The 20,872-nt window shown below is 40.4% G+C and carries 16 protein-coding genes and 1 pseudogene; 8 read left to right on the forward strand and 9 right to left on the reverse strand.

What is annotated here, in order from left to right; genetic code table 11:
- Nucleotides 1-148 precede the first annotated feature (148 nt).
- Complete coding sequence (locus B3139_RS12625; protein WP_293883605.1) at nt 149-1,177, forward strand: Gfo/Idh/MocA family protein; 1,029 nt, start codon at nt 149-151, stop codon at nt 1,175-1,177.
- A gap of 57 nt (nt 1,178-1,234) precedes the next feature.
- Here B3139_RS12625 and B3139_RS12630 read toward each other — a convergent pair whose 3' ends face one another.
- The 5 genes from B3139_RS12630 to B3139_RS12650 form a co-directional block, all read right to left on the reverse strand.
- The gene (locus B3139_RS12630; RefSeq protein WP_293883607.1) at nt 1,235-2,128 is read right to left on the reverse strand and encodes a cation diffusion facilitator family transporter; all 894 of its coding nucleotides are present in this window, start codon (nt 2,126-2,128) and stop codon (nt 1,235-1,237) included.
- Nucleotides 2,129-2,221: 93 nt separating this feature from the next.
- Nucleotides 2,222-2,782, reverse strand: a complete 561-nt coding sequence (locus B3139_RS12635; protein WP_293883609.1) for a TlpA family protein disulfide reductase — start codon at nt 2,780-2,782, stop codon at nt 2,222-2,224.
- Between the two features lie 341 nt (nt 2,783-3,123).
- Nucleotides 3,124-3,345: a heavy-metal-associated domain-containing protein gene (locus B3139_RS12640; RefSeq protein WP_293883611.1), complete on the reverse strand. Its 222-nt coding sequence runs from the start codon at nt 3,343-3,345 to the stop codon at nt 3,124-3,126.
- Nucleotides 3,346-3,487: 142 nt separating this feature from the next.
- Nucleotides 3,488-5,905: a heavy metal translocating P-type ATPase gene (locus B3139_RS12645; protein WP_293883613.1), complete on the reverse strand. Its 2,418-nt coding sequence runs from the start codon at nt 5,903-5,905 to the stop codon at nt 3,488-3,490.
- 149 nt (nt 5,906-6,054) lie between these two features.
- Nucleotides 6,055-6,315 carry a hypothetical protein gene (locus B3139_RS12650; protein ID WP_293883615.1) on the reverse strand — a complete coding sequence of 87 codons (261 nt, stop codon included), beginning with the start codon at nt 6,313-6,315 and terminating at the stop codon, nt 6,055-6,057.
- Nucleotides 6,316-6,776: 461 nt separating this feature from the next.
- Between B3139_RS12650 and B3139_RS12655 the strand changes: the two genes are divergently transcribed.
- From B3139_RS12655 to B3139_RS12670, 4 genes and pseudogenes are all read left to right on the forward strand, one after another.
- The gene (locus tag B3139_RS12655) at nt 6,777-6,920 is read left to right on the forward strand and encodes a hypothetical protein (RefSeq protein WP_293883617.1); all 144 of its coding nucleotides are present in this window, start codon (nt 6,777-6,779) and stop codon (nt 6,918-6,920) included.
- A gap of 88 nt (nt 6,921-7,008) precedes the next feature.
- Nucleotides 7,009-7,377, forward strand: coding sequence for a hypothetical protein (locus B3139_RS12660; RefSeq protein WP_293883619.1), 369 nt, complete (start codon nt 7,009-7,011; stop codon nt 7,375-7,377).
- A 111-nt stretch (nt 7,378-7,488) separates the two neighbouring features.
- Nucleotides 7,489-9,438: pseudogene (locus B3139_RS12665) on the forward strand (lantibiotic dehydratase family protein); the annotation flags it as partial.
- A gap of 198 nt (nt 9,439-9,636) precedes the next feature.
- Nucleotides 9,637-10,473, forward strand: coding sequence for a thiopeptide-type bacteriocin biosynthesis protein (locus tag B3139_RS12670; RefSeq protein ID WP_293883678.1), 837 nt, complete (start codon nt 9,637-9,639; stop codon nt 10,471-10,473).
- 4 nt (nt 10,474-10,477) lie between these two features.
- On the opposite strand, the gene B3139_RS12675 is transcribed toward B3139_RS12670, so the two are convergent.
- Nucleotides 10,478-11,182, reverse strand: coding sequence for a LytR/AlgR family response regulator transcription factor (locus B3139_RS12675; protein ID WP_293883621.1), 705 nt, complete (start codon nt 11,180-11,182; stop codon nt 10,478-10,480).
- A 28-nt stretch (nt 11,183-11,210) separates the two neighbouring features.
- Nucleotides 11,211-12,242, reverse strand: coding sequence for a sensor histidine kinase (locus B3139_RS12680; RefSeq protein WP_293883623.1), 1,032 nt, complete (start codon nt 12,240-12,242; stop codon nt 11,211-11,213).
- Between the two features lie 344 nt (nt 12,243-12,586).
- On the opposite strand from B3139_RS12680, the gene B3139_RS21560 reads away from it, so the two are divergent.
- The 3 genes from B3139_RS21560 (at nt 12,587) to B3139_RS12690 (ending at nt 14,669) form a co-directional block, all read left to right on the forward strand.
- On the forward strand, nt 12,587-12,739 hold the full coding sequence (locus tag B3139_RS21560) for a DinB family protein (RefSeq protein WP_414711827.1): 153 nt from the start codon (nt 12,587-12,589) through the stop codon (nt 12,737-12,739).
- Between the two features lie 73 nt (nt 12,740-12,812).
- The gene (locus B3139_RS12685) at nt 12,813-13,349 is read left to right on the forward strand and encodes an OsmC family protein (RefSeq protein ID WP_293883625.1); all 537 of its coding nucleotides are present in this window, start codon (nt 12,813-12,815) and stop codon (nt 13,347-13,349) included.
- A gap of 84 nt (nt 13,350-13,433) precedes the next feature.
- On the forward strand, nt 13,434-14,669 hold the full coding sequence (locus tag B3139_RS12690) for a TCR/Tet family MFS transporter (RefSeq protein WP_293883627.1): 1,236 nt from the start codon (nt 13,434-13,436) through the stop codon (nt 14,667-14,669).
- A gap of 439 nt (nt 14,670-15,108) precedes the next feature.
- Here the strand turns inward: B3139_RS12690 and B3139_RS12695 are convergent, their stop codons facing one another.
- Both B3139_RS12695 and B3139_RS12700 read right to left on the reverse strand, forming a co-directional pair.
- Nucleotides 15,109-16,419 carry an efflux RND transporter periplasmic adaptor subunit gene (locus B3139_RS12695; RefSeq protein WP_293883629.1) on the reverse strand — a complete coding sequence of 437 codons (1,311 nt, stop codon included), beginning with the start codon at nt 16,417-16,419 and terminating at the stop codon, nt 15,109-15,111.
- Nucleotides 16,420-16,426: 7 nt separating this feature from the next.
- Complete coding sequence (locus B3139_RS12700) at nt 16,427-20,752, reverse strand: CusA/CzcA family heavy metal efflux RND transporter (protein WP_293883631.1); 4,326 nt, start codon at nt 20,750-20,752, stop codon at nt 16,427-16,429.
- Nucleotides 20,753-20,872: the final 120 nt, after the last annotated feature.

Consider the following 20,872-nt stretch of genomic DNA (forward strand, 5'->3'; position numbering starts at 1 on the left):
TTATCAACTTACGACAAAAGAATGGCGTAATCGGCTACCTAAAATACGTTAGAAATAAAAAGTCGGTGTGGGCGAGATAATAAAAAAAGTACTTGAGCTGTCTATAAATGAATTAATAACTGGCGTAATCTGCCTTAGTTTAAACACAATGAAATATACTCAAATTAACACAGGAATACTTAGTTTTGGCATGTCTGGACGTGTCTTTCACGCACCATTTATATATACAAATCCACATTTTAATCTTAGTGCTGTTGTGGAACGCTCGAAAAAGAACGCGCATCAATTCTATCCCGGAATCATAAGTTACGATACTATTGCGGACTTACTAGCTGACGAAACTATAGAACTGGTCATTGTGAACACACCAAATTATACCCATTTCCAATATGCCAAAGAGGCGCTAGAGGCAGGGAAACATGTATTGATAGAAAAGCCTGCGGTGGATGACACTACACAATTCGACACGCTTCTTGCCATCAGCAAAAAACAAGGTAAACACTTAATTTTCTATCAAAACAGACGGTATGACGGTCACTTTTTAGACATTAAAAAAGTGATTGACAGTGGCGAGTTAGGAAAGCTGATTGAAGTGCATTTTAGATTTGATCGCTATAAAATGGAATTGGGACAAAAATACTTCAAGGAAGATACGCAGTATATTTCCAATGGTATCACTTATGACCTAGGCCCGCACCTTATTGATCAGGCCATCTCCCTTTTTGGAAAGCCGGTTAAATTTACCAAGACAACATCCATTAACAGACCGGATTCTAAAGTTGCAGATTATTTTCACTACCAGCTCTCTTATCCAGCTGGATTGAATGTGTATTTAACGGGTAGTCTTTTGGTCGCTTCTCCACAACCAGCCTTTGTCATCCACGGTACAAAAGGGAGTTTTATCAAGAATATGACGGATGTGCAAGAACAGCAATTGATGGATGGTATGTTACCCGACAATCCATCTTATGGCCTTGAGCCAGCAGGTCTCGAAGGGAAACTCGTTACCATAGATGCTGCGAATCAAAAACATGAATCCTTCGTAACGCCACATAAAGGAGATTATAATCAGCTGTTTGAAGCCATTTATGAAAGCTTAAGAAATAATGTCGATTACCCTATCAAAGCGGATCAGATTAAATGGCAGATCGAATTGCTTGAAGCTGAAAATACCTAAGTTTCAATAAAAATCAAATGGCGGCACGGCTCAAGAAAAATAGCATGTGCTGCCATGTTAATTTGACGCCCAAAGGCATTCGTTCGGTTCGATATGGATCATCACATGACCAAGATCAGGAACATGTGCAACCAAATGGTCTTTGAGCTTATGCGCAAGCTCATGCCCTGCTCGTACCGTAATTTCACTATCGACAATAGCGTGCAGATCGACGTGATATTTAGCCCCCGATTTACGGACAAAACATTTTTCTGTCGCTTTGATCCCCTCAACTTTTAATGCCTCTTTCCGGATGTCATCAATGACTTCTTCGTAGACATTTTCATCCATGATCTCGCCAAGCGCTGGTCTGAAAATATGATAACAGTTGTAAAGTATGAACCCAGCGGCAAATAATGCAGCATAGTCATCGGCATTTTCGTATCCTTTTCCGAGCAACAATGCAATAGATATCCCAATAAAAGCCGCAACTGACGTTATCGCATCGCTTCGATGGTGCCAAGCGTCTGCACGCAATGATGAACTATTTGTTTCTTTACTTTTCTTCATAACGATCCTGTAAGAAATTTCTTTCCATACAATGATGCCGCCGAGAACGATTAAGGTCCAAGGTTTTGGCAAGTCATGTGGCGTTCCTATATTCTCAATACTTTCATAAGCGATTATAGTTGCCGAAACAATAAGAAAACCGACGACAATAAATGTAATAAGGGGTTCTACCCGACCATGACCATACGGGTGATTGTCGTCGGCAGGTCGTTGCGCATATTTTAAACCCAGAAGGACGAGAAATGAGGAGAAAATGTCCGCTGTTGACTCAATTGCATCCGCAATCAGCGCATAGGAGTTTCCGAAGAAACCCGCCAGCCATTTTAATAAGGCCAGTAATGCATTACCCACAATACTAAAATAAGTCGTTCTGACTGCAGTCTGCTCTTGAAGTTCGGACATCGCTATAAATTAACTTGACACCGCGAAATTACTGTTTTTCTTTTCAAATTCTATTCTCCATCTATAGAAAATAGCGATTGCAACAGTTGATCGTTAGCTGCCACTTGCGATATCCTGCAATGCTTTTTTTATCTCAGGAGTTCCATAGTCACGGCTTCCCTCCAGGCGTTCTACGATCTTTCCAGCTTTATCCAGGATGACTGTTGTCGGTATGGACTGTCCTAAGAATTCTGCAGGAATATCCCCCGCTGCTATATAAAGAGGTAGGTCATACTTATTTTCTGCCATAAATGCCGAAGACTTCTCGATGTCGCCATCAACATCTACCATGAGAAAAACAATATCCTTATGATCTTTAAGCGATTGCCTAAGCTGGTCAATCGAAGGAAGTTCATGGATACATGGAGGACACCAGGTCGCCCAGAAATTGATAAACACGACCTTACCTTTTAAAGCACTTAATGGAAGAACCTTACCCTCTTTATCTTTAAAAGATAACTCCTGGGTTGTAGGTGCACTAACTTCAGCAGGTTCCTCCACCTTTTCGGTCTTGACCTCATTTTTAGTACCTGGATTTCCACAGCCAAAAAATAAACCGGTCGATAACGCGACAAGTCCAAAAAAAATAGATCTGCTATTAAACCTTATACTCATTGTCTTTTGTTTCATTAAATTATTTTATTTACAATATAAATTGTACCTTGCTAAGCGTCAACCCTACCGTCCTCGGGGGGAAAATTTTCAAAGCATGAGCTAATTTAATCTTAATTATCCGTGACCACAAGTGGCGGCTACCCGCATGCAATATAAACTACTGAAAACAAAGCTAGTACTCAACAATAAAATCTCAAAACTCATCAGCAACTTCCACAGGGTTAATCAACAAACATAATGATTGTTTAACACCATAGAAATGATAACACAAAATTCACCTAAAGTTGATATAACTTTAGGGTGAAATTCAATCCGGATATTTCTATCGCGTTATTGAACAATTAAGCGGAGCAGGCCACTGCATCGAAGCCCTTTCTTTTAATAATTTCAACAACTTCTTCTTCCGAAACACCATCAGATTTTACTGTCAAGATCTTGTCTGCATTCGCAGTGTCAACACTCCATTCACAGATGCCCTCCATACTATCCAGATCAGCGCTTACTTTAGACACACAGCCCCCACAGTTAAGGTTTGTTTTAAATTGAAGTTCTTTGCTTTCCATGTTATTTAATTTTAATGTTATCAATCTATTTCATTATTTATACAAATATCCCTATAATATAATGGGTTGTACTTACAGTTTTTCTGTTTTGTTTTACAATATTTACCGTTTAAAACGAAGTCTACCGCTCAGCCATAATTAGCTATTTTTTCCAGCGAAGCCGCAAGCTATTACTGACGACACTTACACTGCTCAATGCCATTGCTGCGCCAGCTATCATCGGGTTTAAAAGAAAACCGTTGAATGGATACAGAATACCTGCAGCGAGCGGAATGCCAACCAAATTGTAAATAAACGCCCAAAACAAGTTTTGCTTGATCGTTGCGACCGTTTGTTTCGAAAGTCGGATTGCCTGTGGTATTTTCGTTAGATCAGAAGAAATAATGGTCATTTTAGCTACGTCCATTGCGATATCGCTTCCTTTTCCCATGGCAATACTGACATCGGCTGTTGCTAAGGCTGTGCTGTCATTGATACCGTCCCCTACCATAGCCACTACCTTCCCCTTCTGCTGCAATTTTTTAACAAAATCGGCTTTGTGCTCTGGTAATACCTCCGCTTTGTAATGCTGAAGACCTGTTTCTGAAGCGATAGCCCTAGCCGTAGCCTCGTTGTCACCAGTCAGCATGTATAGTTCAATTCCCATTGCTTGCAGCTCCTTGATGGCACGTACAGAAGTTTCCTTGATCCGATCTGCAATGGCAATGACCGCTAAAGCAGTCTGACTATCGGCAAACCAGATCACCGTTTTAGATTGATTTTCCCATTGCGTGGCATGTTCCATCAATTCCGTCGAAATTGTAATCCTATTTTCCTCCAACAACCTTCGGTTCCCCACATAATACGTTTCGATTCCTTCACTGCCCTTGATACCTTTACCCGTGATACTTTCGATAAAAGATATTGGTGTTGCTTTTACATTATTGAAATAAGCTACAACAGCTTCTGCCAAAGGATGTTCCGACTTTTTCTCCAAGCTCAACAAGATGCCCTTTAAATCATCCGTATTATCCTTCCAATACACATCAGTAACCACTGGTTTTCCCGCTGTAATGGTTCCTGTTTTATCCAAAACAACTGCATTCACCTTTTTGGCCAGCTCTAGACTTTCCGCATCCTTAATTAAAACGCCCTGCTCGGCTCCCTTACCCACTCCAACCATGATGGCTGTAGGCGTTGCTAAACCCAGTGCACAGGGACAGGCGATCACTAAAACCGTTACTGTAGCCAATAATCCTTGCGCCAGATGGTTTTCTCCACCCAATATAAACCACAATAGAAAAGTTAAAATAGCAATCCCAATGACAACCGGAACGAATACAGCAGCAATTCGATCAACCAGCTTCTGTACCGGAGCCTTACTTCCCTGTGCATCCTGTACCATTTTAATAATATTTGCCAGCATGGTTTCTTTACCCACTTTTGTCGCTCTGAACTGAAAGCTACCTTTCTGATTGATGGTCCCCGCGAACACGTGCTCATTTTCCACTTTTAAAATAGGCACCGGCTCCCCGCTTAACATACTTTCATCGACATAGGAATTTCCACGGATAACAATGCCATCGACAGCGATCTTCTCCCCCGGTTTCACCAGAATAATATCGCCCGTATTAACCGCTTCTATAGGAACCTGACGCTCAGTTCCATCCGCTAGAATTACCATAACCGTCTTAGGCTGTAGTCCCATTAGCTTTTTAATAGCCGATGAGGTATTGCCTTTTGCCTTTTCTTCCAGCAATTTGCCCAATAAAATAAAAGCAATGACAACTGAAGCGGCCTCAAAATATACATGTGCATGTAATCCGCGTTGATGCCAAAAGTCAGCAAAAAGCATGTTGAATACACTGAAAATATAGGCTATTCCTGTACTTAATGCAACGAGTGTGTCCATGTTGGCGGAACGGTGTTTTGCCTGCTTCCACGCATTGACAAAAAAATCCTTACCTAGCCAAAGAACCACTGGCGTGGAAAATAGCCACATGATAGGATTAGCGTAAGGCATATTCATAAAAAACATACCAATGATCACTACGGGAAGTGATAGCAACACTGCCCAACGAGTTTTGATCTTAAGCTTACGGAATTTCTCTGCGTGAATAGCCTCCAAAGTTTCCTGCTGTGTGGATTCCTCTTCGATTAACAGATCATAGCCACCAGCTTGGACCGCCTTTTGGATTTTTAAAGGATCTGTTACACCGGAAATATATTCAACAGTGAGATATCCTGTTGCAAAATTTACAGCTGCATTAACAACCCCCTGTTCATATTTCGCCATACTTTCGGCGCTACTGGCACAGGAGGCACAAGTCATCCCAAGAACTGGAAATGTTTTGGTCAATGTAGAAACACCATAGCCAAGGTCTTTGATCGCCTTTACACTGCTAATGACTGCTTCACTATCCTTCGGTACGATAGCAGCTCTGTGATTATTCAATTCCACCCGGTAGCTCGCTAGGCCTTTAACCCGGGCTAGTCCTTTTTCGACAATTGATGCACAATGTTCGCTTTCAACATCTTCCAAAGGTATATAGACTGTGTCTTTATAAATATCTGTCGCCATAACGGATTGTTTGATTTTATACAACAAATTTGGCCACAAAAAAGATGCAAATCATTACACAATTAAGGGATTGATTTGTAAGATTTACTCAATATAAAATAGGAAAGGTTAAATTCAACGTAAAAAATTAATCTCGTTGAAACTCTTCTTTACATGTCAACTTCTTCAACAAAACCGTAAATGATATAATCACCACGTTGTTCGAGTTTAATCGTTTCCACGTTATTCCCCATGGATGCTTTGGTTTCTTTATCCATAAAATTTTGAATCCGGTCAAATGCGACACCGATTTTTGTTTTCCCGTCCCCATAGATCTGATATTTCGCGGAGGTTTGCCAGCTTACTTTTTTTCTAAATAACCGTAAACCTTCTCTTTTCAAAAAACAGTGCATTTCATTAGATAAATTCATATTCTCATTTGTTTCGATCGCTCACACTACTCACCTATTTATTTGGTAGACGCTTTTATCGTTTAAGGAATTACCTTAAGACTTTTATTTAGCTTATCTAGTGATGCCACAAGATTTTAATCGCTAAAGAAATGGTTTTCCGAAGCTAAAATAGATAGGTCTAAGATAAACACCCCAACAGAATTCTACAATTAAGCTACCGCTATTTCATCGTACTCAAATGCGATTTCGTCGAATATGATAACAGCGTACAGTTGCCCTTCATTCACGCAAATCATCTTCTGACCGGTTACATCGAAAAGGTTTAACATCAATATAAACTTAAACAGAAATAGCAACAGACGCTATTTTTTCGTCGAATGGATTCTTTAGTTCGTCGGCTTCATTTCCCATTCCGTCGATATTTTTCGTCGTTCTCTTCCGTAGAAAGCACATTTGTTTACAATTTAAACGTATTACCTATGGAAAACATTGAAAATTTTTTAGCGGAAGATTTTGTACTGGATGTACAAACTGTCTGCGTGGTCGAACCGATCTCATTTTTTGATTTTGATGATATGGAACTGATAACAATTAGGACGGTTACATCTTCAAAAGTAATATAAAAGAGGATAAAGCTGTAAAGGCGTTCTGGTAGGCGCCTTTATAGCAATCGTCTTTGCGCCCCCCATATAAAAAAAACTAACCAAATACATGACTTCACCCCAACTCAAATGTTTTCTCATAGAGGATGAACCACTGGCAACAAAAAAAATGGTGGAATACATCCATATGTTTCCAGATCTTCAATTGATAAGAATGGTCGAAGACATTGAAAATCTAGCATTATTTAGGCAAGATCTAAAATCTGCGGACATCCTATTCTTAGATCTCATTGTTAGCGGCGGCAATATCAATACGCTTGCCGAATTGATCGTCGATATCCCTATCCTAATTATTACCTCAGCTTTGTCACGTTGGCAATATCCCGAATTTATCAAAAATAGGAAGCATTTTGCACTGCAAAAACCAATTTCGCCCGAAATGTTTCAGTCCTGTATAAAACAGGTCATGAAATACTAGTCCCATCTATCCATGTCATTATTCCAGTTATCCGATTATTTTCTGCTGCGCACACCATTACTTCCCACGACAGTTGCCGTTGATCTGTTAAGGATAAAAGAGGCAGATGTTATGGAAGAGAAACTTCGTCATCTGTTTCAAGGTGAGCGATTAAGAGAAGCACTATTTTTAGCAAGCCCGACCTTCTCGGTTGAAGTCGAAAAATGGATTGAATACAAAAAAGAGAGCAACCCAAAAATAATTACTTCGCTACTCAAATATGCGATTCGCATGAGCACAAGGAGTACGCCTTTCGGTTTATTCGCAGGTGTATCTTTGGGGAACGTTATCGCCTCCGAAAAAAAGGTGTCATTAATCAGGGGTAATATCCATAAAACTGTATTGAAACTGGATGCATCCATTCTGACAGGGATTATTGCACAGGTATCCAAAGACAAACGAATTTATAGTCAACTCTATTATCGCATTAATCCAACCCTATACGTAGATGGCAAATATTACAAATACTATCAAAAAGTAACCAATGGAAAAAAAGGATAGAATATACTGAAACGCATTAGGCTTACCCCTGTTTTGCATCGTGTCGTCGAATATTTCGAAAGCAATGAGCGAACTGCCCACTATCAATCATTGACCGATTTGCTGCAGCGTTTTGGGGCTTCAACAGCACATGCTACCCTATTTGTCAATAACCTCATCAGTCTCGGGATTATATCCTCCGAATTACAGCCCAATGTAATTGGTCGAGGTTATCTGGACAGTTTGATCAAGACTCTTGAAAGAGTGGATAAGGAGAAATATTATTTAAATGCTTTATCAAGGATACAAACACTGCTGCATAGTTCTCAATCTGCAGTTAACATAGAGAATGACATTGTTAAATTATTGCAGTCTATCATTCCAGACCTCGACAGGGCCAATTTGTTACAGGGAGACCTCCTTATTGAAATGAAAGACAACAAATTACCCAATACTGCATTAAATCACCTCAGAGATCAATTTCAGGAGTTACTACCACTTTGCACTTAGGCAAAGTTGGCAGATTTTGACCGGTTTAGAACTGCATTCTATGATAAATATGAAGATAGAATGATCCCATTGACTACGGCCTTGGATCCCGATACCGGTATTGGTTATGGCCGTCAGGAGGGTGTATACAATGTTACCGATGAAATACTTGGGGAAGTAAAAAATATAGCCGCAACCGGAGAAAAAAAATATGAGGACCACCATTATCAAGAGATGGTCATTAAAAAATTTGTAGAAAGTGCAAAAAGTCATTTCACTGAAATTCAGCTGACCCGTGAAGATCTAGATCATATTGCTAAACAGCGCAAACAGACTCCCAATGCCATTCCTTCCTCGTTCTATGCCATCGGCAATCTCCTTAGAAGTTCACGTGAGCAAAATTTATGCTTCAATCTGGGTACTATTGGTGGTTCGTCATCCGGAAACTTAATTTCCAGATTCGCACATCTGGATGAAAAATTGAATAACAAATTAAAGGAATCTGCCAACAGAGAGCAACAGCAATTTCCCAATGCAATACTCGCCGAGATATGCCATTATCCAGATAACAATGCTGCAAATATCATTTCTAGACCAGCACTCCGAAGAGCTTCCATTTGTCTGACCGCAACTATTGACAAAGAACAAGAACAAATTGACGTGAGTGACTTATATCTGTATGTCAAAAACAATCGCTTAGTCTTGTGGTCTAAAAAATGCAATAAAATGGTTATCCCCCGTTTGACGACAGCCCATAATTTTGGGCAGGGTATGAATATCTATAAATTTCTTGCAGATTTCCAATTCCAAAATAACAGGCTGGATCTCTCCTGGAATTGGGGAATTATGAAAGAACAGCCTAGGCTCCCGAGAATAAGCTACAAAAATATTATCTTATCCCGAGCGCAATGGCGAATTCAAAAACTCGCAAAATACCCAAGTGACCCCCACGATTTCGTGAAAAATATGCAGACAGCGCTCGATATCCCAACAATGGTTGTCATCAGCAGCGGAGATAATGAACTGCTGATAAATTTAAACAATCCTTTTTGCGCGGAAATACTATTGGATCACATCTGTAAAAGAGAGACGATTTTAGTCGAATATCTCCTGAATGATTATTCATCTATCGCGAGCGATAAAGATCAAAATGTTTTTGCCAATGAGATCATTATTCCAATAGAAGCAGCGCATGATGCTCGTGTAAATGAGTCAGCCCCTCAAGAAAATAACCTGAAAAGGTGCTTTCCCTTGGGCAGTGAATGGCTTTACGCCAAAATCTACTGGGGTTTACATTTTGCAGACCCCCTGTTAAAGGAAATTTTCCCCTTAATCATAACGACTATTCATCAGCAAAAAGCTAAAAAAAAATGGTTTTTCATACGTTATAACGATCCAGTGCCCCACATTAGATTTAGGGTAGAGCTTTCAGACCCAAGCCATTGTTCTTTCGTTGTATCCACTATAAATCACCTATTGGAACAATTTGTGCAAGAGGGTCTGATTTCATCAATATCCTTTGATACTTACAAACGCGAGATTGAACGATATACCCCATTATGTATCGAACTTAGCGAGGAGTTATTCTTCCGGCAGAGCGAAATCATATTAATGACAATTCAGCAAAGTAGTTCAATAAACGATCGCTGGCTTTTGGCTTTTCAACATATGGAATCGCTATTCGAAGCCGCAAAATTTACGATGATCGAAAAAAAAGATTTTTGCATACGTATGAATACCCTTTATCAGCAAGAATTTGACAATAATAAAAATCTCTGGGTTCATCTCAACAATAAGTTCAAAGATAGAAAAAACTGGTTCGCTAAACCATTAGACAAACTGGGAGAAACCAACGAGAGACTAAGTGCAGTCCAATACAGCATATTCTCCACCTTACGGAAACATACAGATCAAGAAGAGTTTCGGTCAACCCGGGCCTCGTTATTGTCAAGCTATATCCACATGTTTATTAATCGATTGTTTGTGTCGGATCAACGTTTGCATGAACTTGCGGTCTATCATTTTATGGTTTGCTATTATAAAATGCAGATCGGGAAACAGAAAGAGTTTATGAACCCGATAAATTAAACTTTTATATAAGTCCCATCTTGGCAAAAAGCTGATTCCGATATTGCAAACCTATACCGAGTTCTGTTCCATTTTTCAGAACTACTTTGCTTGCCTCAACCCCCTTGATTTGCTTGATATTGACGATATAAGATCGATGCATACGGGCAAACATATCCCAAGGTAGTTCTGCTTCCATATCTTTCATGGTAGACAATAAAGTTTGCATGCCTTCTACAGAATAGATCTGTATATAATCCCCCCAAGCTTTTAGGTAGAAAACATCCGTTGGGTCTATAAAAATAGTCTTATTCCGATCCTTTATCTTAATCGCCTTTCGTTCCCCATGTGCGGCCCTTCTAGAAAACAGCATAGCCTTCTGAACTTTCTCTATTGCCTTGATTAACCTTTCTTCTGTCAGCTGTGGCTTTAAAATATAATCGATTACATCCAGTTCGAATCCATCGACGGCATATTCATAATGGCCAGTTATAAACACAACAAAAGGCGGATGAACAAGTCCTTTGAGAAAAGTAATCCCATCCATCTCGGGCATATCAATATCTGACAAAATAAGGTCTATCTCATGCTTTTTCAAGATATCAATGGCCTGCGAAGGATTTTCAAATACACCCAATATTTCGATCAGTCCCAATTTGGAAACTAGTTTCTCCAGGCGACCTCTCGCAATTGGCTCATCTTCAATAAGGATAGTTTTAATTCTATTCATAAGTACTTCGCAATCCACAGCTTTGGTGCTACGGCTGTTCTTCAGGGAGTAAAGTTACGACAAGATTAACAGTAAACACACCCTCATCTGACTTTATTTCCAAAATGTGATGATGCGGATAGTGAAGTTCCAGTCGTTTTCTTACATTTTCTATCCCTAATCCACCGATATAATTTTCTGGTTTTGAAAGTTCTCTATACGCATTGGACACGTTTAAATGCACCTCATGGTCCTTCACTTTAATGTCTATGGATATCCATCCCGCCGAAGAGCTTAGGCGAGGTCCATGTTTAAATGCATTTTCTACAAACGGAAAGAAGATCAGGGGCACCATCATACAGTTCTCGTCATCGGCCGCTAGATTTAGATTGATCTGCACGGTCTCACTATAACGCAACTTTTCCAATTCAACATAATCCTTTAGCAGTTGAAATTCGCGACTAATATCCACCTTGGGCTGATTGCTCTCGTGAAGCAGGTACACCATAATACTACTTAAACGCATCATACTTTCGCCACCTCTTTCATCACGGTCGGATACCAGTACATAGATGCTATAAAGTGTATTAAGTAAAAAATGAGGGTTGATCTGGTATTTTAGGAAAGCGAGCTCCAACTGAACGTTGTTTAATTCCAATGCGGCATTTTTCAGTTCGAGCTTCGTTTTGGAATTTTTGACAGACATAAATGCCTGTACTATTTTTACGGTAAATGGTAGGGCCACTAAAAAAATAAAATCCAATAAATAATCGCTAAGGGAAGAAAGCCGAAAGGCTCCAAAGATTCCATTACTTTGTACTATTTCGAGATAACTTGCTAAACGAATATCTGGTGTCAAATATTTTAACGTTAATAGGGCGCCAAAATAACTTAGAAACGACCACCAGGCATAAATAAACAATAGCCATAACATACACAGCAAAAACTTTCCGGGAATAAACCAACGCGGAATAATAACATAAGCTGTCACATAAAATATGGTCAATAACGAAAATACGTCCTTTAGAAACAATATCCACGAATTATCAATGTCTATCCGTTGATAGGAAATAAATTGCATTCCAAAAACCAAAAACACAAATGGAGAATAATACGTTTTCCCGTATTGTAATTTTGGAAAAAACTGTTCATAGATAGCATACCTGTCAATAATATCAGTCTAATATAAAAATATCATTTAGTTTGTACGAATGTAAATCGTCAAGTAATGCAGCAAAAAGACATTTTTGAGACAAAAAGCTATTACTATCTTCCCTATATTTAACTTTACAGAACCGACAAAAGCAACAATTCGATGTCAACTACATTTACTCAGCTATGGTTATATAATAACTGGGCGAATACAGTACTACTGGAAAACCTGAAAAAAGAAAGCGAGAAAACGCCCCATTCTTGCCTGCGGCTATGGCTTTTCATAATAAGGTCAACGATATCCTCTTACACGTATTTAATCATGGCACTTACCATAGGGCGCAAATAGCGAGTGAAATGAGACGAAATGGCGTTGAGCCTATCAATACAGATTATATCACTTTTATCCGCCTAAAACAACACTAAAGGTATACGCTGCTTCCAATCTTACTATTATAATAAGATGCCGATTTTCTCGCAAAGATAAATGTCGTGCATCATGATCATTCCGCATGATAAACACATGGGAACTACCACAAATTTAAAACAAAAAATGAGTTACAAGCACATCTTTAAAGCATCTCTAACTTGGCCTCATACTGAACAGCCGAGTTTTCAGGGATTAAAAGTTTATCATAAAAACCATCACATCGCGATTGAGGGAAAAGCAGATCTTCACGTTTCAGCCGCAAAAGTATTCAAGGGCGACCCCGCATTATACAATCCAGAAGATTTGCTTCTCAGCAGCTTGGTTTCTTGCCATATGATGTCATACCTATATGTATGTTCGCAGAACAGCATTCAGGTTCTATCTTATACTGATAACGCTGTTGCTATCTTGGCAACTGAAATAGACGGCAGCGGCCGTTTCACAGCGGTTACATTATACCCTGAAGTGGTTATCGCAGATAATTCTCAAGTAGACCTTGCCTTATCACTACATACACAAGCAAACAAACTTTGCTTTATTGCCAATTCATGCAATTTCAAGGTAAAGCACCATCCGACATGTAAAGCCATCAATACAGAATCTTAGCGCAATCGAAAATAAAAGACTGATCACAAATTAGTAATTAAATAACATACAAGTTTTTAAGGATTTGATTATTTTTGGAACATAATGGAAAATTCCAAGAAAAAAGCAGCAATCGGATTTATATTTATCACATTACTCATCGATATTACAGGTTGGGGAATCATTATTCCTGTTGTTCCTAAACTTATTGAGGAGCTCATCCATAGTGACATCAGTGAAGCGGCTAAATATGGTGGCTGGCTTGGCTTTGCTTATGCTTTTACGCAGTTCATATTTTCTCCTGTCGTTGGCAATCTGAGTGATAAATATGGTAGAAGACCTGTTATATTGATTTCCCTTTTTGGATTCGCGGTAGACTATATCTTTCTCGCCCTTGCACCAACCATAGGATGGCTTTTTTTGGGGAGAGTTATTGCCGGATTGACTGGAGCCAGCTTTACAACTGCAAGTGCCTATATTGCAGATATATCAACCGATGAAGATCGGGCGAAGAACTTCGGCTTGATAGGTGCTGCATTTGGTTTAGGCTTCATCATCGGTCCCGTTATCGGTGGTTTACTCGGCCATTATGGCGCTAGAGTTCCCTTTTATGCCGCCGCAGGATTGTGCATGCTAAACTTCCTTTATGGTTATTTTATCTTACCCGAGAGCTTAGACAAAGAAAAACGCAGAGCCTTTGACTGGAAACGTGCCAATCCTGTTGGATCTTTTAAATTTCTCGGAAAGCATCCCGAAATATCCGGTTTAATCGTTGCCTTAATTTTAATCTATATTGCAGGACATGCTGTTCAGAGCAATTGGAACTTTTTCACCATGTACAAATTCAATTGGACTGAAAGAATGGTAGGTATTTCGCTAGGTGTCATTGGTTTGCTGATTGGGTTGGTTCAGGGTATTTTGATTCGATGGACAACACCCAAACTTGGTGAACAGAAAAGCATTTTTTATGGGCTTACCCTTTATGCGATTGGCTTACTGTTATTCTCATTTGCAAGCGAAGGATGGATGATGTTCGTATTCCTAATTCCCTATTGCCTCGGAGGTATTTGTGGCCCTGCCCTACAATCTGTGATAACCAAAAATGTTCCTTCAAACGAACAGGGTGAACTTCAAGGCGCATTAACCAGCCTGATGAGTGCAACATCAATAATTGGTCCTCCGATGATGACCAATCTTTTCTATTACTTTACTCATGATAACGCACCCTTTAAATTCTCCGGCGCACCATTTTTCTTAGCATTTGTTCTGATGTCAATAAGTGTAATAATTGTATATACCGCTTTCCAGAAGAAGCGGAAACAACAAATAAATCAGCTTTAAAAATATCGTCAATGGAATTTCATGACGTTGCGCCATCCTGCGAAAGTAGATTGACAAAAAACTATAGCGTGATTTATGGACAGTATATAAACAACTAGCTAAACACAGACCCAAAGATTATATTATATTGATCGATCACTCGCATGAAAACCACATAACTCGCTTATTCCTTGCTGTAGCTACACGAATTAGCGATGTAAATCAGCGCCCGCAGGACTAGTTCATCTTCGCTCGTTTATACCATTAATAATAGTCCCAACTTCAACATGGCTGCGACTGTAATCATGATAGTCCAAAAGCCGGCACTTTTATATAAACTAGTTCTGCTCTGCGCTGATTAAATACTTTTGCTTCTACATACAGCATAGCTGCCTGCCTTCGCTTTCAGATTGATGTATATTACATAAATTGATTTTATTATGTTAACAAATGTTGTCAATTAGTGTTCGTGACCCCCTGTATTACTCATTTTAGCATTGATAAAAAAAGCGCCCTTCACAACAATTTTTGTTCCTGCAGGAATCTCCATTACAGGAATAATCGCAGTATATCCCAAGGCAGACACGCCTTTTTGAATCTCAATTTTTTCAAAATTGATGTTCTTTGCCTGTTCCTCCCCGTGCTGGCCAGTTTCTTTCTCATCGCTGTGTGCATGTTTTGTTTCGCCCTGATCATGTGCATGCCCGTGATCATCGTGCTCTTCTTCATGTTCTTCAGGTTTCTTGTCTGTTTCCACAAATATGTAATACTTGCCGTCGGCCTCCACAATGGCATCATTCGGAACAGCCGGAGTCCGCACATTATTGACACCGATCATCCCCGTAATGTTCATCCCATCAATCAAGCCCACTTTGCTACCTACCACTGTACTGTGTACAGCGATGGTCTTGCTGTCGTTTTCAAAGGAAGAACCTATGGTAAAAACTTTGGCAGTATAGGTTTTATCGGGGTTGTTTGTCAGCTGGAAGTTGATGATCTGCCCCACTTTAACCAAGGGTAGATCCTTCTCAAACACCTGCAGATCTAAGTGCAGAAGGCTATTGTCAACAATCTCGATTACCGGAGAAGATACATCCACATAACTCCCTATTTTCGCAAAAACAGTACTCACCGTTCCATTGATAGGGCTTGTCACGGCCAATGAAGTGCGCATATTGGAAAGATTCAAACTATTGGGATTAATTCCCATCAACTGAATCTGTTGCTGCAAGGAAGCCTTTCGAGCCCGTAAACTGTTGAAGTCAGCTGTTGCGGCCTGCAGATTTTTACGTGCACCGGCATTGCCCTCATTCAATTCCTGTTGCCTTGCCATCTCTTGCTCAGCGAGGGTAATTTTGCTAGCAAGAGATACATATTCTTCCTGCAGCAGTACAAACTGCGGGTTGGTAATTGTCGCGATCACCTGCCCCTTACGCACATTGTCCCCCAACTGTACATTCAACGTCTTTACAACACCACCATAAAGCGCCGTCGCATTCGCTTTATTATTATTGGGTACACTCAAAAGTCCATTGGCCTTAATTGTAGCAGTTAGCTCCTTCTCTTCAATACCTCCAAAAACGATGCCCACAGCTTTAATTTGTGCAGCACTCAATGCCGCTACGGTAACCGGTCCCTCCTCGTGCCCCTCTTCGGCATTAGGCTCTTCCTTTCCCGCGGGTTGGCCTTTAGGCTCCGACTCATTAGAACCGCAACCGTAAAAAAAAGCTACGGCGATACATACGATAACTATTCTTATGAAAACTTTCATTGTTGACTTATTTGTTATTGAAGTAATTATATTGAATTGCTGATTGATTATACTGATTGAGTACTTCGAGATAATTCTGACGAATCCCAATGGCCTGACTTAAAAATTGACTTAATTCAGCGAAATTAATCTCCCCCGTTCTATAACCCAAAGTAGCTGCTTTAATAATCGCATCCGCTTGTTTCAAACCCGAAGACTCGTAAAATTGCAGCAATGCACTATGCTTATCAATCTCAGCAAGTGCGTTCCCTTTATTGGTTTGGAATACTTGCGTATCATATTCCAATTTACGCTGTTGAACTTCCATCTCAGCACTGGCAGCCTTCACCTTACTTTTATACGCGCCCAGACTAAAAACTGGAAAAGATGCGGAGACAGAAAATCCCGATAACGGATCTTTGGCTCCCCAAACACGTTGGGAGAAAAATCGACCCGAGAACTCCGGCTTATTGGTATTTTTCTGAACGCTGATATTCGATGAAGCGATATTTACATTTTGCTGCTGTAAAACAAGTAAAGGATGCGTTAGTTCTTCAGACGGACTGCTTGCTACATCGATCTTCGCTAAAGACTGATCTAATGGAAGCATCCATACATTACGATCCAGCAACATCATCAATTTCTGTTGCTGAATAACGATATCTTTTTTGTTTTGAGCTAGTTGTGCTTGTAGCTCTTTCAATTTTGCTTCTGCGGCGATCTTATCAAGTGCGGCTACGTCACCAGTTTTAAAACGTAATTCAGTTGCCTTAAACATACCCGTATAGATACTATCGAGCTCCATATATAATTTTTGGCGATCCTGGAGATACCAGAGCTGAAAATACGCCGTCCTTACATCTTTCGTAATCGCAATTTTCAGTACGTCTGTATTTAGATTCGCATATTTCAGTTGTTGTTTAAAATACTCTTTACGCGCCGTATAGAGTCCGGGCCAGGCAATGCTTTGCGTTACACCGATTTTCAGCAGACCGGCCTTATCCGATGGACGATAGTCTTCATTTTCTGCAAAGATCCCTGTCTTGGGTATTTCGGTTGCCGTTTTGACATTAAAACCTGCTCCCGCGATCTCGGCCTGATTGATCTGAAACTGGCGATTGCTCTTCAACGCAGTTTCCACAGCTTCTGCAACAGAAATACGTTCCTGGCCAATCACCACCTGAGATCCCAAGGTCATAAATAAGAAAATAAGTACTGTAACAAACGTCTTAGCACCGCTACTTCGTTTCATATTCCATTTAGAATTAAAAATTATATACAATAGTGGCAACACAAACAAGGTCAGAAAAGTTGCTGTTACCAGCCCTCCAATAACCACGGTAGCGAGAGGTTTCTGAACTTCCGCTCCCGCACTGGTGCTGATTGCCATCGGCAAAAAGCCCAATGAAGCCACGGTTGCCGTCATAAGCACAGGGCGTAAACGCGTTAAAGTCCCCTCTTTAACACGTTGAAAGATATCGCTAACACCCTCTTTTTTCAGCTGATTGAATGTACCGATCAGAACAATACCATTGAGTACAGCAACACCAAAAAGTGCAATAAAACCGATACCGCCACTGATGCTAAAAGGCATTCCGCGCAACATGAGTGCAAATACTCCACCAATGGCGCTCATTGGGATTGCGGTAAAAATCAACATCGCCTGTTTAAAGGAATGAAAAGTGAAATACAGCAACATAAAAATAAGTAGCAATGAAACAGGCACAGCAATCAGCAGGCGTGAACTCGCTTTTTGAAGATTCTCAAACTGGCCGCCATAGGTGAAATAATACCCTGCAGGAAGCTTTACATGTGCAGCTAATTTTTGTTGAATATCTTTTACCACAGTTTGAACGTCACGCCCTGCTACGTTAAAACCGATCACAATTCTTCTTTTGCCCGCTTCACGGCTGATTTGGGCTGGCCCCAACTTATAATCGATGGTAGCCACTTGAGAAAGCGGTATCTGTGTACCGGTATCTGTAGGAATCATAAGATTACGCACATCATCAATACTATTTCGATGCGTTGTATCTAACCTCACGACCAGATCAAAACGGCGTTCATTTTCATAAATCTGTCCAGTACTACGGCCCGCAAAAGCCGTACTCACCACATCATTGACATCCTGAATGGTCAGACCATAATTCGCAATCCGTGTACGGTCGTAAACAATATTGATTTGCGGCAGGCCGGATACACGTTCAACCTGTGTTGATGTTGCTCCTTCAACCGACTGAATCTGGGCTGCAACCACAGTAGCATATGCAGCTAATGAATCTATATTTTCGCCAAAAATTTTTACAGCTACATCTTGACGAACCCCTGTCATCAATTCATTGAAACGCATCTGAATAGGTTGGTTTTTTTCAAAGAATACCCCGGGAATAATTTCGAGCTTTTCAAGAATAGCCGCTCCTAATTCTTCATAAGACCGCCCAGACTTCCATTCTTTCCGAGGTTTCAATACAACCATTATATCTGTTGCTTCTGGTGGCATCGGATCTGTCGGAACCTCGGCGGCCCCTGTCTTGCCGACAACCATTTTAACCTCCGCAAACTCTTTGATAATACGGGAAGCCTGCATGGAGGTTTCAATACTCTGCGAAAGTGAGCTTCCTTGCGGTAAGATACAATGGAAAGCATAGTCACCTTCCTGCAACTGTGGAATAAACTCTCCACCCATATGCTTAAAACAGAAAACGGATAATGCAAAAATTGCAACGGTCAAACTCACGATCAGGTACTTAAATCGAAAAGCTTTTCGCAATAGTGGTTCATAAATACGCTGCAGTCCCGCAATCATGCGGTCACTGAATGTTTTCTTGTCGCTGTGCTTTTTCGGCAAAAACAAAGCACACATCATAGGGATATAGGTTAACGAGAGAATCAATGCGCCGAAAATAGCAAACCCAACTGTTTGCGCCATTGGGCGGAACATCTTTCCTTCAACACCCACCAATGTTAAAATCGGAATATAAACGATTAAGATGATAATTTCCCCAAAAGCTGCACTTGTACGGATCTTAGACGCGGATTCGAATACCTCATGATCCATCTCCGCTTGGGTCAATTTCTCTGTCGACTTCCGCAGGCCTAAATGATGCAGCGTAGCTTCCACCACAATCACAGCCCCGTCGACAATCAGACCGAAGTCTATAGCACCTAAACTCATTAGATTCGCACTGACACCAAAAACATTCATCAGTCCAAGTGCAAACAGTAGCGCCAGGGGAATCGCCGAAGCAACAATAAGACCTGCCCGCAAATTGCCAAGAAATAGCACCAGCACGAATATCACGATAAGCGCACCCTCGATTAAGTTTTTTTCAACCGTACTGATCGCACGTCCCACTAGATCCGTGCGGTCTAAATAAGGTTCTATGATGACATCATCGGGTAAGGATTGCTGAATAGTTGGCAGTTTCTCTTTCACCCTATTGACCACCTCATTACTGTTTTCACCTTTCAACATCATAACAACACCACCCACGGCATCCACCTCACCATTATAGGTCAGGGCGCCATAACGCACAGCATGACCGAAACGTACATCAGCAACATCTTTCACATAAATCGGTATGGAGCCTGATTTACGAATAGCAATATTTCTTACATCATCCAATGAGGTAGCCAGACCAATTCCGCGAATAAAATAAGCATTTGGCTTTTTATCGATATAGGCCCCTCCAGTATTCTGATTGTTTTTCTCCAAAGCTGTAAATATCTCGGGAATAGTGATATTCATCGCTTTAAGCCGATCGGGATCAACAGCTACTTCATATTGTTTAAGCTCGCCGCCGAAACTATTAACCTCTGCAATTCCCGGGGTTCCATAAAGCTGACGGGCAACGATCCAGTCTTGCATAGCTCGCAAATCTTTTGCATCGTATTTCTTGTCACTTCCCTTTTTGGGATGGATAATATATTGATATACTTCGCCCAATCCGGTACTTACTGGCGCCAATTCAGGTTTACCAATGCCTTGGGGAATTTGATCGACCGCTTCATTTAAACGCTCACCAATCAATTGACGGGCAAAGTAAATATCGACGTCCTCGTCAAAAACCACCGTAATGACAGACAATCCAAAACGTGAAATACTCCTGATTTCTTCTATTTTCGGAACAGTTGCAATACGCTGTTCAATCGGAAAAGTGACCAATTGCTCCACTTCCTGGCCTGCGAGTGTGGGGCAAGATGTAAAAATCTGAACTTGATTGTTGGTAATATCGGGGACAGCATCTATTGGTAGTTTTGTTGCGCTCCATACTCCCCAAATGATAAGTAACAAAGTCATTAAACCAATAACAAACTTGTTCTTAATGCTAAATTTTATAATATGATCTAACACAATTATACGTGATTAATACTTAAATAATCGCTCATTCTTATTGGAGTACACACAACAAGCGAACTCCAACAACAAAACCCGATAAAGAATAACATGCATTCTCTATCAATTCGGTTTTGA

Source organism: Sphingobacterium sp. UBA1498, from assembly GCF_002325125.1.
GTDB lineage: Bacteria > Bacteroidota > Bacteroidia > Sphingobacteriales > Sphingobacteriaceae > Sphingobacterium.

Coding starts and splice junctions, on each gene's coding strand:
- B3139_RS12695 (WP_293883629.1), bottom strand. CDS start 16,419: ATGAAAGTTTTCATAAGAATAGTTATCGTATGTATCGCCGTAGCTTTT.
- B3139_RS12680 (WP_293883623.1), bottom strand. CDS start 12,242: ATGCAATTTATTTCCTATCAACGGATAGACATTGATAATTCGTGGATA.
- B3139_RS12640 (WP_293883611.1), bottom strand. CDS start 3,345: ATGGAAAGCAAAGAACTTCAATTTAAAACAAACCTTAACTGTGGGGGC.
- B3139_RS12625 (WP_293883605.1), top strand. CDS start 149: ATGAAATATACTCAAATTAACACAGGAATACTTAGTTTTGGCATGTCT.
- B3139_RS12660 (WP_293883619.1), top strand. CDS start 7,009: ATGACTTCACCCCAACTCAAATGTTTTCTCATAGAGGATGAACCACTG.
- B3139_RS21560 (WP_414711827.1), top strand. CDS start 12,587: ATGGCTTTTCATAATAAGGTCAACGATATCCTCTTACACGTATTTAAT.
- B3139_RS12690 (WP_293883627.1), top strand. CDS start 13,434: ATGGAAAATTCCAAGAAAAAAGCAGCAATCGGATTTATATTTATCACA.
- B3139_RS12650 (WP_293883615.1), bottom strand. CDS start 6,315: ATGAATTTATCTAATGAAATGCACTGTTTTTTGAAAAGAGAAGGTTTA.
- B3139_RS12645 (WP_293883613.1), bottom strand. CDS start 5,905: ATGGCGACAGATATTTATAAAGACACAGTCTATATACCTTTGGAAGAT.
- B3139_RS12685 (WP_293883625.1), top strand. CDS start 12,813: ATGATCATTCCGCATGATAAACACATGGGAACTACCACAAATTTAAAA.
- B3139_RS12635 (WP_293883609.1), bottom strand. CDS start 2,782: ATGAGTATAAGGTTTAATAGCAGATCTATTTTTTTTGGACTTGTCGCG.
- B3139_RS12630 (WP_293883607.1), bottom strand. CDS start 2,128: ATGTCCGAACTTCAAGAGCAGACTGCAGTCAGAACGACTTATTTTAGT.
- B3139_RS12655 (WP_293883617.1), top strand. CDS start 6,777: ATGGAAAACATTGAAAATTTTTTAGCGGAAGATTTTGTACTGGATGTA.
- B3139_RS12675 (WP_293883621.1), bottom strand. CDS start 11,182: ATGAATAGAATTAAAACTATCCTTATTGAAGATGAGCCAATTGCGAGA.